Below are 14,952 nucleotides of genomic sequence, written 5' to 3' on the forward strand. Positions count from 1 at the left end.
GGGAGTTCGCACCATGTTCAATGAGATTGTCCTGTCGCAGGCGGCCAATGGGGTCGTGCTGGGTTTCCTCTATGTGCTGATTGCGGCGGGCCTTTCCATCACCTTCGGGCTGCTGGGGGTGATTAATTTCGCACATGGTGCGTTCTTTGCGCTGGGAGCCTATTTCGGCCTGATGCTGTACCAGTGGTTCGGGTGGGCTGCGGTTCCCCTCGCACCCGTCCTCGTTGCCGTGGTAGGCATGCTGGTGGAGATCGTCCTCATCCGGCGCTTGTACGGCAAAGAGCCACTGTTGAGCCTGATCGTCACTTTTGCCCTGGCGCTGTTGATCGAGGCCATCATCCGCTTCATCTGGGGAGCGGACGGCAAGCCATTCAGTGCGCCGCCATTTCTGAATGGGGTATTCGAAGCCGGCCCCCTCCTGATGACCAGCTACCGGGTCGCGGTCCTGGTGGCGACGGTCCTGACACTGGCCGCACTGTGGGCCTTCCTCGTGTTCACGCCTTATGGCCGGATTCTGCGCGCGGGCAGCCGGGATCCTGAGATGGTCGAGATGCTGGGCATCCGGCTGCCGCGGGTCATGACTGCCGTATTTGGCCTGGGCTGCGGCCTCGCCGCCATCGCAGGAGTGCTTGCCGGACCCTTATGGAATGTATCTCCGTCGATGTCGGCCAGCGCCGTCATGCCGGCCTTCGTCATCGTCACGATCGGCGGCCTGGGCTCATTGCGAGGGGCAACGGTTGCCGGCTTGCTGGTCGGCATCGTGACGACACTGACCATACAGTTCTATCCCCATGCCGCGGGGGCAGCCATGTACGTATTCATGTTCCTTATTTTATTGCTGCGGCCACGCGGCTTGCTCGGTGAACGATGGGAGCGTTTCGAATGAAAGGCGCGCACAAAGCCCTCCATCCGGTTCTAGCTATCGCGGCATTCCTGCTGGTGCTGACCGCCGGCGTGCTGATGCTCGGCATGCCGGTCTCCAAGATTACGCAGGTCGCCATCTATACCTTGTACGGTATCGGCGTGAACTTCCTGATCGGCTATGTGGGCCTCGTGCCTTTCGGGGCATCGTTCTTCTTTGGCGTCGCCAGCTATAGCGTAGCGGTGATCGCAAAAACGTTGGCAACGAACGAGTTCGTCGCCCTGGCCTTTACCGTGTTGTTCTCGCTGGGCCTCGCGCTGGCCTTGGGTGCAGTGATCTTAAGGCGTCGGGGCCTCTACTTTTCCCTCCTCACACTGGCCTGCTCCCAGATCGCGTTCGAAATTTCATATAGCTGGACCTCTGTGACCGGCGGGGAAAATGGAATTCAGGATGTGCCGCGGCCGCTCTTTGGCTCGACCTTGGCATTTCATTTCTTTACGATCGCCGTGGTGCTGGCATCGATCTACGTTCTATGGCGTATCGTTCATTCACCATTCGGCCGGGTGCTGCAGGCCATACGCGACAATGAGCAACGCGTTTCCAGCCTCGGCTTCAACGCCTTCTCCTTGAAGCTCGCGGCCTTCTGCCTCTCTGGAATACTGGTTGGTATCGGTGGCGGCCTCATGGCCTTGCTCCTGCGCGGCGCATACGCCAACAACCTCAGCTGGCAGCACGCCGGTGACCCGGTGCTGATGGCCGCCCTGGGAGGCGTCCACCATTTTCTCGGCCCTCTCTGGGGGGCGGCCACCTTCATCATTCTCGAGGATCGCCTGAGCGCCATCACAGAGAACTGGTGGCTGATGTTCGCCCCCATCATCATTCTGTTCGCCATCCTGTCCCCCGAGGGCATGCACGGGATATTGCGACGAATCACGGGCCGCGACGCGCGCTGGACGCTGGTGCGCCACCAGATCCCCCCGCGCCCCGCATCAATCACCCCCTATGCGCCGCCTCCCCAAGAAGAACGGGCCGGCAGTTCCGATGCACCCATTCTCTCGGTCCGCGGAATGTCCAAGCAATTCGGATCGATCGTCACATCACGGGATATATCGCTAGACGTTCACGATAAGCGGCTACACAGCTTGATTGGACCCAACGGCGCCGGCAAGACGACCTTCTTCAACATCCTGACGGGCCTGCTTCGGGCGGATGTCGGCACAGTCCTGCTGGAAGGCCGGGATATCACCCATATGTCCACCCATCAGCGTGTCCGATGCGGACTTTCGCGGTCATTCCAGATTCTGAGCATTTTTCCGAACCTGACCACCTTCGAGAACGTTCGAGTCGCCGTGCAGGGCAGATCGGGACCATGGGGCGGCTTCTGGCTCGATGCCTATCAGAATGAAGCGGACAATGCCCGCGTATGGTCGCTGCTGGACGCGGTCGGACTCACCGACCGGGCAGCCGATCTCTGTTCAGAACTGTCGCACGGGGAAAAGAGGTTACTGGAGATCACCCTATCCTTGGCTGGGAACGCACGTGTCTTGCTCCTCGACGAACCGCTGGCTGGCCTGAGCGAAGCGGATCGCGAAACTGTATCGGCCCTAATTGTCAGATTGGCGCGTAGCCATGCCGTTCTTCTGATCGAGCACGACATCGACCGGGTTCTGGCGCTGTCCGACAGGATTACCGTACTGCATCAAGGCAAGCTCATCGCCGATGGCGCGCCCCAAGACGTCGCCAAGCATCCAGACGTCATTGCCGCCTATATGGGGGAACAGCATGGCAAACCCGCACAGGAGAAGGCCGAAACCGTAACCGACGCCGCACCAAGCCAGGCTTCGTCCACATCATCAAACGTCCAACCACTGCTGGAGCTCATCGGCGTCAAGGCAGGCTATGGTGGGGGAACCGTACTCGATGGTATCGATCTCGTCGTCCATCCCAACGAAGTCGTCGCACTGCTCGGTCGAAACGGCGTCGGAAAAAGCACCACGCTGCGCACCATCATGGGCACCGTACGCGTCAGCGCGGGAGAGATGCGCTTCAAGGGGCGCGATATCGCCCGCCTGCGTCCAGACGAGATCAATCGGCAAGGCATCGCCATCGTGCCGGAAGGTCGCCGCCTGTTCCCCAACCTCACTGTCCAGGAAAACCTCCGCATTGCGGCGCGGGCGGGAGGCTCGAGCATGGAAGAAGTCTACGACCTGTTTCCAAAGCTGCGGGTGCTGGCAAAATCCAAAGCGGAGAACTTGTCAGGCGGGGAACGTCAAATGGTTGCCGTAGCACGCGCGCTGATGTCGCCTGCAAGCCTCATATTGCTCGACGAACCCTTCGAAGGGCTCGCACCCGCGATCGTCCAGGATATCCGCGTAGCCGTTCAGCGCATATCGCATCAGGTCAGCATGATCCTCGTGGAGCACCACGCGGAATCCGCGCTGTTGCTCTCCGACAGAGCCTACGTATTGGTCAATGGCCGGATCGCATATGCCGGCACTGCGGCTGAGCTCAATGCGGACAGCGACCTGCAACAACGCCTGCTCGGCGTCGGACAACAACGGGAGGCGGCATGACACGTCCTCCAGCCGGCATCAATACCTATGGGTATATATGGTCCCATCCGCTGAAAAGCTGTCTCGAACAGCTCGCGCCGTTCGGATATCGGGAATTCGAGGGTGTGATCAATCCGCCTCACCTCGATTTTGAAGCCTCCACCACCGAGCGGCGGGCACTGCGTGCCTACATGGATGGCGAGGGCCTGTCGTTCACATCGCTGAATCTCCCCAGCCTGGATACGAATCTGGCAAGCCCATTCGCGCATACTCGTGACTATACGATCACGATGTTCCAGCAAGCCCTGGTCCTGGCGGCCGACATCGGCGCACCCCTCCTGGTGACAGTGCCCGGACGCGTCAATCCTTTGCTGCCTTGTCCTCGGAAAATGTCCAGGAATTTTGTGCAGGACACGATTGGCGAGCTGATTCCGTTCGCGCGAAACCTGGGCGTGGGATTGGCGATAGAGAATGTACCCTTCGCGGCCCTGCCCAGATCCAGCGACATTCGATCTTTCCTCGACGAGATGGGAAATGCGGATGTGCTTTGTGCCTGCTATGACGTCGCCAACGCCCATTTTATCCACGAAGCCCCGAAGGAAGGCATCGACGTCCTAGGTGGGCGCATCCGGTTGGTGCACTGCTCGGACACGACACGCAATGCCTGGCGCCACGATCCTGTTGGAAAGGGCGACGTCCCCTTCGGTGGGCTTGCTGCGGCCCTTCAGACGCAAGCTTATGAGGGACCGATTCTGCTCGAGATTATTGACCAAGACGCCCTGGGCTCGATCCTCCACAGTCACGACGCTCTGGCTGATCATGGCCTGGTCGCAATCAGGAAACCACGATGACCACGAAACAACCGGCCCATTTCGATCCGGACAAGCCCAGAGTCCTGGTGACCGGCGCCGCGGGCTTGCTGGGCAGGCACGTTGTGCGCGAGCTCCTGCGCAAAGGCCTCCAGGTCCGGGGGCTGGATCTGCGCCAAGCCGAGGAGCCCATCGACTGGCAGACGGGCGACATCACCGATCTCGACTGTCTGCGGCGTGCAGTTGAGGGCTGCTTCGCCGTCCTGCACATTGCCGCCAGGCCCAACATCTGGGCGGGCGACGGGGACGATATCCTGCGCATCAACACCATAGGCGCCTGGAACGCATTTCGTGCCGGCGAAGAAGCAGGCATCCGGCGTGTGGTGTTCTGCTCGAGCGATTCCGTGGCCGGCTACACCGTGCGCGAAGGCGCGATGGTCCCGCCTGACTATGTGCCCGTGGATCTGGCTCATCCCCTGCGAGCCACCGATCCCTACGCCCTCAGCAAAGTCCTGGGCGAGGACATCGGCAGGTCCTTTGCGCTACGAGGGCTCGAGGTCATCGCCTTGCGCACCGTATTCGTCGCCTACCCCGAGATGGAAGGCGAGATTCGCGCCCGCGCGCAGGACCCGGAGCACTACACCGGCCGAAAGGCCGGCGGGCCATCCTCCGCAGGCGGTGGCCCGTTGTTCAATCACATTGACCCCCGTGACCTTGCCCGCGCATTTTGGCTGGCCCTGCAAATGCAAGCACCCGGAACACCGGCTTGCCCCTTCGAGGCCTTCTATCTCGCCGCCAGGGACACACTGGCCCCTGAACCGACCGTCCAACGGCTGGAGCGCATCCTGGGTCGATCGGTCGACGTCAAAAATCCTGAACTGTACCGTCAGAATCCTTATGCATCGCTCTACGACCTGCGACCCGCGCAAGAGCGACTGGGTTTCATCCCTGAATTCAGTCAACGCAGCCTGATCGAATAGAGACCAGGATCATTCCCCCAACATCCCAGGAGACACATCATGAATGCTCAAAACCCACGGACCAACGAAGACCACCCGACCAAGCCGTATGCCCCCTCCGTCACCCGCAATCTCGCGGAGCTCTTCTGGATCGAATACCCGGGCCATCACCACCAGGCACTCTCAAAGGCCATCGTCACACCGGAGCAGAACGGCAGCAAGTTCTTTGACCACCGGATTTCCTGTTATGAACCCGGTGCGTTTGTCGAAAGCCACGTCCACAAGGTCCAGGAACAGATCTACCACGTACTCAGCGGAGAAGGCGTACTGATTACCGATGGTGAACGACGCGTGGTCCGCGCCAACGACGTGGCGTTCATTCCGCCGGGTGTAGTGCACGAGTTGCACTGCACGGGGACCGAGACACTGGTATTCCTGGTCATCACCACCCCGCCGACGGATGAATGAGGAGAGGCGCAACATGTCGCGGAAAATTCTTGTCACTGGGGCTTCTGGCTGGCTGGGGATCGCAATCGTCAAGGCGCTGCTGGCGCGTGGTGACCATGTCGTGTCACTGGACCTGCGATCATCGCCCGCATCGATCGAGCTAGCCGCGGCGCAACCCGCACTGACATTGGTCGAGGCGGATCTCGGGGAGTGGAGCCAGGTCGTCGATGTCTTCATCACTCACCAGCCGACAGCAGTCGTCCATACCGCCGCGATTGTCGGAGTCGTGTTGGCTGCGGACGTGCCCATCAAAGCCCTGCGGGTCAACACCGAGGGCTCGATCAATTTATTTGAGGCGATGCGCCACCATGGCGTCAAACGGGTGGTTCATGTCAGCACCGAAGAAACCTATGGCGACTTCACCGCGCCTATCATTACCGAAGAACACCCCCAAAAACCCACCAGCATCTACGGCTTGACCAAACTCGCCACTGAGCATTACGGCCGCATCTACACGGATCGCTATGGCCTGGAATGCATCAATGCACGCACATGTTGGGTCTACGGCCCCAAGCTGCCCAGGGCGCGTGTTCCCAAGGTATTTATCGACGCCGCACTGGAAGGAACCGCTTACCACCTGAAAACCGGCGGTGATCTGGCGGTGGACCAGGTCTATATCGACGATACAGTGGCCGGCGTCCTATTGGCCCTGGACAAAGAAAACCATCGGTTCGACGCCTACCACATCGCAACGGGGCAGGCGCCCACCATCGATGACGTGGCCAGGCTCGTCCGTGAATTCATCCCCGACGCCGACGTCTCGACAGCCCCAGGCCCGTACCTGCACGGCGATCAGTTCCCAACGGCTCGCAAAGGCGCATTGGATATCAGCAGAGCACAGGCGGAATTGGGATACAGCCCTCGATACGATCTACGTGCCGGCATCGAAAAATCCATTCGCGCAGCCAAAGCGGAACGAACAGGCGCGAGCAGCGAGAAATAAAGGAGGTCGAGCATGGCGGGGCCATAGGAATAGCCTATACCCTATCTCGAAAAACGGTATTTCATGATGAGGGGCATAAACCCCTATCATCGACTTGTCATTCAAACAAGAAGCAGAAGTACGCCGCAGGGGCATCCCTGCATCGTCCACCCATCGGAGACATCGCCATGAAGAACGGCAGGCAGAATACGAGCGCGTCAGTTCCGCGCCGGACCGTGCTGAAATCCGGCGCGGCATTGATCGGTAGCGCAGCATTTGGTTTCCCCCTGCTGGGCCACGCCCAGTCGGATCCCATCAAGATCGGCCACCTGACCCCCATGACGGGGTTCCTCGGCGCCCTGGGCAACTACGCCGTCATGGGCATCCAGCTGGCCGCCGAGCAGATCAACGCCGGCGGCGGGCTGCTGGGCCGCAAGCTCGACGTCGTGTCCGAGGACTCCGTCAATCCGCAGGTCGCCTCCTCCAAGGCCCAGCGCATGATCGAGCGCGACCACGTCATGGCGCTGATGGGCGAGATCAGCTCGGCATCGGCCCTGGCGATCTCGCAGGTCGCCGCCCGCAACAAGGTCCTGTTCCTGAACACCGGCGCGCGCTCCGACACGCTGCGCGGCAAGGACTGCAACCGCTATACCTTCCACATCGACATCCCCGTCACGGTGATGGTCAATGCCGCCGGCGAGGCCCTGGCGCGCGACGGCCTCATCAAGGGGAAAAAGATCTACGCCCTGACGGCCGACTACCTGTTCGGCCATGACTTGTCGGCGGCGGTGCGCAAGTTCGTCAAGGCGCACGACGGCACCATCATCGGCGACGAACTCGTGGCCACCGACGTCACCGACTTCAGCCCCTACCTGCTGAAGATCCGCCAGGCCAGGCCCGACGTGGTCGCCTGCAACCTCGCCGGCAACCAGGTGACGAACTTCGTCAAGCAATACGCCGAATTCGGCCTGCAGTATCCCATCGCCGGCTTCAACCTCAATACGGCGGATGCGTGGGCGGCCGGCCCCGGCAACCTCAGCGGCATCTGGCCGACGGTGTGGCACCACAAGCTGCAGACCCCCGGGACCCAGGCCTTCGTCGCCGAGTTCACCAAGAAATACGACAAGATTCCCGAGAACCACGCCTGGATCGAGTACATCTCGCTCAAGATCCTCGCGCAGGCGATCACCGAGACCCAATCGACCGATACCGACAAGCTCATCGCCTATCTGGAATCGGGCGCGGAATTCGACATCCTCAAGGCGCGCAAGGCCTATTTCCGCCCATGGGACCACCAGCTCATGCAAGAGGCCTATCCCTTCACCGTGATGCCGGCCGACCAGGTCAAGGGGCCGCAGGACTTCCTGGTCTTCGGCGACCCGGTCCCGGCGGCCGACCAGTCGCTCGAGGTGCTGGCGCCGCCCAAATCGGAAAACACCTGCGTCATGTAGGACCGGCACGGCCGCGCCGCCGGCGGCCCTTCGCCCGGCGCGCGCGGCCGCGTTTTCCCCTTCCCTCTGGACGGATATGGAATTCATTTTTTTCCTGGAACAGGCCGTCAACGGCCTGGTGCTCGGCGGCTATTACCTGCTGCTCGCTCTGGGCCTGTCCCTGATCTTCAGCGTCGGAGGCATCGTCAATCTCGCCCATGGCGCCTTCTACGCCCTGGGCGCCTATGTCTCGCTGGAGGTCATGCGCCACCTGGGCTTCGGCGGCAGCATCATCATCACGCCGGTGCTGGTGGCCCTGCTGGGCATCCTGTTCGAGCGATTCCTGCTGCGCCGCTTCTACACGGCCGACCCCATTCTCAGCCTGCTGGTGACGTTTGCCCTGGCGATGGTGGTCGAACAGCTGATCCGCATGATCTGGGGCGCCTCGCCGCTGCCCTCGACCATGCCCGCGGTCTTCAAGGGCTCGGTGTCCGCCGGCGACTTCCTGTTTTCGAAATACCGCCTGTTCATCCTGCTGGTCGTCCTGATCGTGATGACGGGGATCTGGCTGCTGCTGCACAAGACGCCCTTTGGCCGGGTCATCCGCGCCGGGGTGCAGAAACCCGACATGGTGGCCGCGCTGGGCATCCGCCTGCAGCCCTACATGACGGCGATCGTCATGCTGGGCGTCGGCACGGCCGCGCTGGGCGGCGTGCTGTTCGGGCCGATCGCAGTCGTCCACCCCGCCATGGGCACGGAGATCATGACCGTCGCCTTCGTGGTGGTCATCATCGGCGGGCTGGGCAGTTTCTGGGGAGTGGTGCTGGCTGCGATGCTGGTCGGCGTGGTGCGCGGCATCACGATCTATTTCGAGTCCGCCGCCGGCGAGGCCTCGATGTACGTGCTGATGTTCCTGGTGCTGATGTTCCGCCCGCGCGGGCTGCTCGGCAAGCGGATCGAGCGCTTCGAGTGAGGCTGGACAGATGAACCGCAACAAGTACCAACCCCTGTGGATCGGCATGCTCTGCCTGGCCCTCCTGCCGGTCGTCTTTCAGGGCATCGGCCTGACGCTGGACAGCGCCACGCTGGTGGTGATCCTGTCCATGGCCGCCATGGGCCTGAACCTGCTGGTGGGCTACACCGGCCTGGTGTCCTTCGGCCACAGCGCCTGGTTCGGCATCGGCGGCTATGCGGCGGCCCTCGCGCAGATCCACTGGTTTCCCGGCCAGATCTTCATGCCGATCCTGTTTTCGATCGCTTTCACGGCGCTGGTGGCGCTGGTCACCGGTTTCCTCATCCTGCGCCGCCGAGGGGTGTATTTCGCCCTGCTGACGCTTGCGCTGTCCGCCCTGACTTTCGCAGTCGCCTTTCGCTGGACCAGCGTGACCGGCGGCGAAGGGGGCCTGGGCGGGCTGCAGCGCGGGGCGATCGGACCCATCGACCTGGACGATTACCTGGCCTACTACATCATGACGGCGGTCATCGCGACCCTGGTGCTGTACGCCTTGCTGCGCGTGACGCGCTCGCCCTTCGGCCATGTCCTGGTGGCGATCCGCGAAAACCAGTTGCGCACCACGTTCCAGGGCTACGGCGTCGAATACTACAAGCTGGTCGTCTTCATCCTGTCGGCCTGCGTCACCGGGCTGGCCGGCGCCCTGCTGGTCTTCCTGCACCACCTCGCGGCGGCGGAATCCACCACCGTGGCGTTCTCGGGCGAACTGCTGGCCATGGTGGTGATCGGCGGCATGCACAGTCTGCTGGGGCCCGCCCTGGGGGCCTTGTTCTACCTGCTGTTCCGGGAACTGTTCTCCATCTATACCGACAACTGGCTGCTGTGGTTCGGCCTGATCTTCATGGCCTTCGTGCTGTTCTCGCCCTCCGGCCTGACCGGCATCTGGGCCGCGCTGCGCGGGCGCCTCAAGCCGCCGCCGGCCGACAGCGCCGCCATGAGCCGGCGCAAGATCCACGAGGGCCTGCCGCTGCCCGCCTTCCTGCGCCCCGATGCCAGTCCCGGCGAGGTGCTGCAGGCCCGCGGCCTGAACGTCCGCTTCGGCGGCATCCAGGCCGTGCGCGACGTGGACCTGACCGTGCGGACCGGGCAGATCCACGCCTTGATCGGGCCCAACGGCGCGGGCAAGACCTCGACCTTCAACCTGATCTCGGGCATGTTCATGCCGACCTCGGGCAAGGTCCTGCTGCACGGACGCGAGATCCACCGCGAGCACCCCGAGACCATCTGCCAGTTGGGCCTGGCGCGCTCGTTCCAGATCACCAGCCTGTTCAAGGGGCTGTCGATCTATGAAAACCTGCGCCTGTCGCTGCAGGCGCGCCGGCCCGGGCACTTCAACCTGTGGCGCGACATCGACGATTATCCCGAGGTCCACGCGGAAACGGCCGAGCTCATGAAATTCCTCGGGCTGGAGGGCATGGAGGACGTCGGCGGCGACCAGCTGTCCTATGGCGGGCAACGGCTGGTGGACCTGGGCATCGCGCTGGGGTCCAAGCCGCGCGTCCTGCTGCTGGACGAGCCGCTGGCCGGCCTCGCGGCCGCCGAGCGCGAACGCGTCTCGCGCCTGATCCAGACCATCGCGGACAACATCCCGGTCCTGATCGTCGAGCACGACATCGACCGGGTCCTCTCGTTCTCGCACCAGGTCACGGTGATGAACCAGGGCGAGGTGCTGGTCACCGGCGACCCCGAGGCCATCCGCCAGGACCGCCGGGTGCAGGAGATCTACACCGGCACCGGCACGCCCCCGGTGGTCGGGCGCTCGGCGACGCCGACCGCCGACCGGCCCCTGCTGCTGAGTGTCGACCAGGTCGATGCCTACTATGGCAAGAGCCACATCCTGGACAAGGCCTCGCTGGAGGTGCGCGAGGGCGAGATCGTGGCTTTGCTGGGGCGCAACGGCGCCGGCAAATCCACCCTGCTCAAGACCCTGATCGGACTGGTGCGCCCCGCCTCCGGGACGATCGGCCTGTCGGGCCGTGAGATCTCGGGCTTCGCCGCGCCGGACATCGCCCGCATGGGTATCGGCTACGTGCCGCAGGGCCGCGGGCTGTTCGCCGGCATGACCGTGGCCGAGAACCTCGCCCTGGGGCGGCAGGCCCGTCCCACCGACGGGCGCAGCGGGGTCGTCTGGGACGAGGCGCGGATCTTTGAGTTCTTTCCCCGCATCAAGGAACGCATGGACGTGGCCGCCGATTATCTGTCGGGCGGCGAACAGCAGATGGTGGCGGTGGCCCGCGCCCTGTCGGGCAATGTGCGGCTGCTGCTGCTCGACGAGCCCTTCGAGGGCCTGGCGCCTGCGGTGGTGCAGGAACTGTTCACCGTATTCGATCGCCTGCGCGAACACATCTCGATCATCATCGTCGAGCATAATCTGGACCTGGTGCTGGCGCTGGCCGATCGGGTCTATGCGCTGGAGCGCGGCTCGGTCTTCCACGAGGGGCCGGCCCAACCGCTGCTGACCGATCTGGAGTACCGCAAGCAGATTCTCTGGCTGTGAGCCGGCGCCCGCGCCGGCCCGCGCCTTTCACCCCATCGACCCTCATTCCAAAGGATTCCCCATGAGCAAGAAAACAGCCCTCGTATTCGGCGGTTCGCGCGGCATCGGCGCGGCTTGCGTCCAGGCCCTGGCCGAGGACGGCTTCGACGTCGCCTATACCTATGTCGCCCAGGCGGGGGATTTTCCCGAGCGCATCGGCCAGGCGCGCTGCGCCGGCTATGCGGCCGACATCCAGGACGAGGCGCAAGTGGCCCGGGTCTTTGCCGATGTCGCGCGCGATTTCGGCGGCGCGCCCGCCTGCGTGGTGGCCAACGCCGGCATCAACGTGCCCCCCAGCCCCCTGGCGCAGTTCAGCACCGAGGACTTCCGCCGGCTGATCGAGGTGAACATCGTCGGCGCCTTCAACGTGCTGCGCGAGGCGGCCCGCAACGTGGCGGACGACGGCGCCATCATCGCCGTGACCACCTCGCTGGTGCGCCACGCCGTCCCGGGTATCGGACCCTACAGCGCGACCAAGGCCGCCGTCGAATGCCTGGTGCGCTCGCTGGCCAAGGAGGTGGCCTCGCGCGGCGTGCACGTGAACGCCGTGGCGCCCGGCCCGGTGGACACGGACCTGTTCCGCGCGGGCAAAGGCCCCGAGGCCATCCAGCGCTCGGCGGCGATGAGTCCCTTCAACCGCGTGGGCGATCCGGCCGAGGTCGCCGCGGTGGTCGCCTTCCTGGCCTCGGGCAAGGCCTCGTGGGTGCACGGGCAGGTGATCCAGCCCAACGGCGGCCTGGTCTAGGATTGGCGTTGCGGCGCGCGCTTGTCGAGCGCGTTCTTCAGCAAGGCGGCGGAACGGAACACCCCATGGGCGAATTTTCCATAGGGCATGGTCAGGAAGAACGCCATGACCGCGCCCAGGTGCAGCGCCAGCCACAATCCCATCGCCCCCGTGTCGCGAAAGACCAGCAGCGCCAGGCCGGTGGCGCTGACCAGCAGCAACAGGGCGATGAAGCCCCGGTCCATCGGCTGCTGGGCCGCCACGGCATGCGCGGGATGACGCCTGAGGTTCAGCCACAGCAGGCCGGCCGGCCCGATCAGCAGGCCGATCCCGCCCACGATGCCGAACAGCACCGGCACGCTGATCACCGGATACGGCGCCTGGTAGTCCAATAGATAGTGATAGAGGGTCGCCACCGAAGTGGCGATGAAACAGCACACGAAGCCGTAGAAGGTCAGGTGGTGGAATACCCGGCGCCTGAGGGTATAGCGGTCGTCCTCGTCGTTGCAGCCCTCGCCGTGGCCGCCGTCCAGGTATTTCAGCGTCAAGGCCTTGCCCGCGGCATCCAGGCTCGCAGCCCCCATGACCGCAGCGCCGACCGCGGGCGGCGACAGCATGCGCCAGAACGAGGCGACCCCCAGCCCCAGGGCCACGACGGCGTACAGGAACACGGTGCCGAACATCAGCACCAGCGTGTTGTGCGGAAAGATCGCATAGAAATTGCCCGCCAGCGGCGCATGCAGCCAGGACCCCTGGTTGATCACCAGCACCAGCAACAGGAACAGCGCCAGGCCGCCCGCGGTCGCCAGGGCCATCGTCAGGCCGGCGCGCCGGTAGAGCCGGCCCAGCGCCGGCGGCCAGGCGAACTCGGCGTAGGTCTGCGGCCGCACCGCCGCCAGCGCGCGTGGCACGTTGACGTCGAATTCGTGGGGCGCGGCGTACTGGCAGGCATGCAGGCAGGCGCCGCAGTTGTGGCAGACATTGGCCAGGTAGTGGATGTCGGCCTTGTTGAATTCCAGCAGGCGCGTCATCGCCGGAAATACAGCGCAAAACCCCTCGCAATAGCGACAGGCATTGCAGATGGTCATGACGCGGTCGACTTCGGACTCCTCGGGCGACAGCATCAGGGTGGACACCGCGTCCTGGGTGAGCGTTTGCAGGGTCTGCATCCGGATTCCTCGTGGCTATGCAATGGCTGGGGCGGGCTGCCGCACGGCGGCCGCGGCGGCCTGGGCGCCGGCGATGCGGCCGAAGGCCGTGCCGATGCTCATGCCCACGCCGGCGGTGTAGCCCTGCCCCAGGATGTTGCCGGCCATGACCTCGCCGGCCGCAAACAGGTTGTCGCTGGGCTGGCCGCCGAAATGCACGGCGGCCTGCGCATCGACCCGCACCCCCAGGTAGGTGAAGGTGATGCCGGGGCGCAGCGCATACGCGTAATATGGCGGCGTATCCAGGGGCCGCGCCCAATGGGTCTTGGGCGGGGACAGGCCCTCGGTGTGGCAGTCGTCCAGCACCTCGTGGTCGAAATGCCCGACGCGGCAGGCGGCGTTGTACTCGGTCACGGTGCGCACGAAGGCGGCCTCGTCCAGCCCCACGCGCCGGGCCAGCTCCCCCAGGGTGTCGGCGCGCTCGCCCTTGAACACCGGCGGCATGAAGCGCCCGATCGGCTTGGCGTCGATGATGGAATAGCCGATCTGGCCGGGCTGCTGGGCCACCAGTCGCCCCCAGATGGCATAGCGCTTGGGCCAGAAGTCCTCGCCCTCGTCGTAGAAGCGCAGCGCCTGGCGGTTGACCACGATGCCCAGCGACACGCAATCGATCCGCGTACAGATCCCGCCGTCGTACAGCGGCGCGCGCGCGTCGATCGCCACCGAGTGGAACTGCGTTGGATCGCCGATGCGGTCCGCGCCCTGGTCCAGCAGGTCGCGCAGCAGGACGCCGCGGTTGAAACGCGTGCCGCGGATCAGGAAGTTCTCGGCGGGCCATTCGCCCGCCTCGTTCTGCCCCCAGGCCTCGCGCAGCCATTCGCGATTGGACTCGAAGCCGCCCGAGGCGACGACGCAGGCCCGCGCCTCGATGCGCTCGTCGCCCAGCCAGGCGGCGCGAAAATGCCCGTCCTCCAGTTCCAGCCTGTCCACCGTGGCGTCATAGCGGATGCGCACGCCCAGCGCCTCGGCGCTGCGGTAGTAGGCATTGACCAGGGCCTTGCCGCCCCCCATGAAAAACGCATTGGTGCGGGCCACGTGCAGCGTGCCCGACAGGGACGGCTGGAAACGCACCCCATGGCGCCGCATCCAGCCGCGACAGGTCGCCGAGGCGCGGATCGCGATGCGCGCCAGTTCCTCGTTGGTGCGCCCGCCCGTGACCTTGAGCAGATCCTGCCAGAACTCCTCCTCGGGATAGGCGTCCACCAGCACGTCCTGGGGCGCGTCGTGCATGCAGCGCAGGTTGCGCGTATGCATGGAATTGCCGCCACGCCACTCGCGCGGGGCGGACTCCAGCACCAGCACCTCGGCGCCGGCTTCGCGCGCCATCAGCGCGGCGCACAGAGCGGCGTTTCCGCCGCCGATGACCAGGACATCGAGCATGATCGGCACACCAGGGATTGAACACCCTGTAGAGCATAGGTCGGGCGGCGG

At 64.4% G+C, this 14,952-nt stretch carries 12 protein-coding genes; 10 read left to right on the top strand and 2 right to left on the bottom strand.

All coding sequences use genetic code 11. The annotated features are described in order from the left end of the window. Positions 1–13: 13 nt before the first annotated feature. From OOZ48_RS10690 to OOZ48_RS10735, 10 genes are all read left to right on the top strand, one after another. The gene (locus OOZ48_RS10690; RefSeq protein ID WP_269498123.1) at positions 14–886 is read left to right on the top strand and encodes a branched-chain amino acid ABC transporter permease; all 873 of its coding nucleotides are present in this window, start codon (positions 14–16) and stop codon (positions 884–886) included. Then, a complete protein-coding gene (locus tag OOZ48_RS10695; protein WP_269498125.1) occupies positions 883–3,435 on the top strand; it encodes a branched-chain amino acid ABC transporter ATP-binding protein/permease in 2,553 nt (850 codons plus the stop codon). Before OOZ48_RS10690 ends, OOZ48_RS10695 begins: the two co-directional genes overlap by 4 nt. Next, positions 3,432–4,265 carry a sugar phosphate isomerase/epimerase family protein gene (locus tag OOZ48_RS10700; RefSeq protein WP_269498127.1) on the top strand — a complete coding sequence of 278 codons (834 nt, stop codon included), beginning with the start codon at positions 3,432–3,434 and terminating at the stop codon, positions 4,263–4,265. Before OOZ48_RS10695 ends, OOZ48_RS10700 begins: the two co-directional genes overlap by 4 nt. Further along, positions 4,262–5,203, top strand: coding sequence for an NAD-dependent epimerase/dehydratase family protein (locus OOZ48_RS10705; protein WP_269498129.1), 942 nt, complete (start codon positions 4,262–4,264; stop codon positions 5,201–5,203). Before OOZ48_RS10700 ends, OOZ48_RS10705 begins: the two co-directional genes overlap by 4 nt. 39 nt (positions 5,204–5,242) lie before the next feature. Beyond that, positions 5,243–5,650, top strand: coding sequence for a cupin domain-containing protein (locus OOZ48_RS10710; protein ID WP_269498131.1), 408 nt, complete (start codon positions 5,243–5,245; stop codon positions 5,648–5,650). Positions 5,651–5,663: 13 nt separating this feature from the next. Further along, complete coding sequence (locus OOZ48_RS10715) at positions 5,664–6,632, top strand: NAD-dependent epimerase/dehydratase family protein (protein WP_269498133.1); 969 nt, start codon at positions 5,664–5,666, stop codon at positions 6,630–6,632. 167 nt (positions 6,633–6,799) lie between these two features. After that, on the top strand, positions 6,800–8,062 hold the full coding sequence (locus OOZ48_RS10720; protein ID WP_269498135.1) for an ABC transporter substrate-binding protein: 1,263 nt from the start codon (positions 6,800–6,802) through the stop codon (positions 8,060–8,062). A gap of 76 nt (positions 8,063–8,138) precedes the next feature. Further along, positions 8,139–9,014: a branched-chain amino acid ABC transporter permease gene (locus OOZ48_RS10725; protein WP_269498137.1), complete on the top strand. Its 876-nt coding sequence runs from the start codon at positions 8,139–8,141 to the stop codon at positions 9,012–9,014. Between the two features lie 10 nt (positions 9,015–9,024). Beyond that, positions 9,025–11,550: a branched-chain amino acid ABC transporter ATP-binding protein/permease gene (locus OOZ48_RS10730; RefSeq protein WP_269498139.1), complete on the top strand. Its 2,526-nt coding sequence runs from the start codon at positions 9,025–9,027 to the stop codon at positions 11,548–11,550. Between the two features lie 61 nt (positions 11,551–11,611). After that, positions 11,612–12,334, top strand: coding sequence for an SDR family oxidoreductase (locus tag OOZ48_RS10735; RefSeq protein WP_269498140.1), 723 nt, complete (start codon positions 11,612–11,614; stop codon positions 12,332–12,334). Here the strand turns inward: OOZ48_RS10735 and tcuB are convergent. Both tcuB and tcuA read right to left on the bottom strand, forming a co-directional pair. After that, positions 12,331–13,482 carry a tricarballylate utilization 4Fe-4S protein TcuB gene (gene tcuB / locus OOZ48_RS10740; RefSeq protein WP_269498143.1) on the bottom strand — a complete coding sequence of 384 codons (1,152 nt, stop codon included), beginning with the start codon at positions 13,480–13,482 and terminating at the stop codon, positions 12,331–12,333. The genes OOZ48_RS10735 and tcuB overlap by 4 nt on opposite strands. Positions 13,483–13,497: 15 nt before the next feature. Then, positions 13,498–14,901, bottom strand: coding sequence for an FAD-dependent tricarballylate dehydrogenase TcuA (gene tcuA / locus OOZ48_RS10745; protein WP_269498145.1), 1,404 nt, complete (start codon positions 14,899–14,901; stop codon positions 13,498–13,500). Between the last annotated feature and the right edge of the window lie 51 nt (positions 14,902–14,952).

The sequence above is a fragment of the Castellaniella sp. S9 genome (assembly GCF_027257175.1).
Taxonomy (GTDB): Bacteria; Pseudomonadota; Gammaproteobacteria; order Burkholderiales; family Burkholderiaceae_B; genus Castellaniella.

Bases quoted from the DNA above. Each gene is read 5' to 3' on its own strand.
- OOZ48_RS10715 (WP_269498133.1), top strand. From the start codon at position 5,664: ATGTCGCGGAAAATTCTTGTCACTGGGGCTTCTGGCTGGCTGGGGATC.
- OOZ48_RS10690 (WP_269498123.1), top strand. From the start codon at position 14: ATGTTCAATGAGATTGTCCTGTCGCAGGCGGCCAATGGGGTCGTGCTG.
- OOZ48_RS10695 (WP_269498125.1), top strand. From the start codon at position 883: ATGAAAGGCGCGCACAAAGCCCTCCATCCGGTTCTAGCTATCGCGGCA.
- OOZ48_RS10730 (WP_269498139.1), top strand. From the start codon at position 9,025: ATGAACCGCAACAAGTACCAACCCCTGTGGATCGGCATGCTCTGCCTG.
- OOZ48_RS10705 (WP_269498129.1), top strand. From the start codon at position 4,262: ATGACCACGAAACAACCGGCCCATTTCGATCCGGACAAGCCCAGAGTC.
- tcuB (WP_269498143.1), bottom strand. From the start codon at position 13,482: ATGCAGACCCTGCAAACGCTCACCCAGGACGCGGTGTCCACCCTGATG.
- OOZ48_RS10725 (WP_269498137.1), top strand. From the start codon at position 8,139: ATGGAATTCATTTTTTTCCTGGAACAGGCCGTCAACGGCCTGGTGCTC.
- OOZ48_RS10710 (WP_269498131.1), top strand. From the start codon at position 5,243: ATGAATGCTCAAAACCCACGGACCAACGAAGACCACCCGACCAAGCCG.
- tcuA (WP_269498145.1), bottom strand. From the start codon at position 14,901: ATGCTCGATGTCCTGGTCATCGGCGGCGGAAACGCCGCTCTGTGCGCC.
- OOZ48_RS10735 (WP_269498140.1), top strand. From the start codon at position 11,612: ATGAGCAAGAAAACAGCCCTCGTATTCGGCGGTTCGCGCGGCATCGGC.
- OOZ48_RS10720 (WP_269498135.1), top strand. From the start codon at position 6,800: ATGAAGAACGGCAGGCAGAATACGAGCGCGTCAGTTCCGCGCCGGACC.
- OOZ48_RS10700 (WP_269498127.1), top strand. From the start codon at position 3,432: ATGACACGTCCTCCAGCCGGCATCAATACCTATGGGTATATATGGTCC.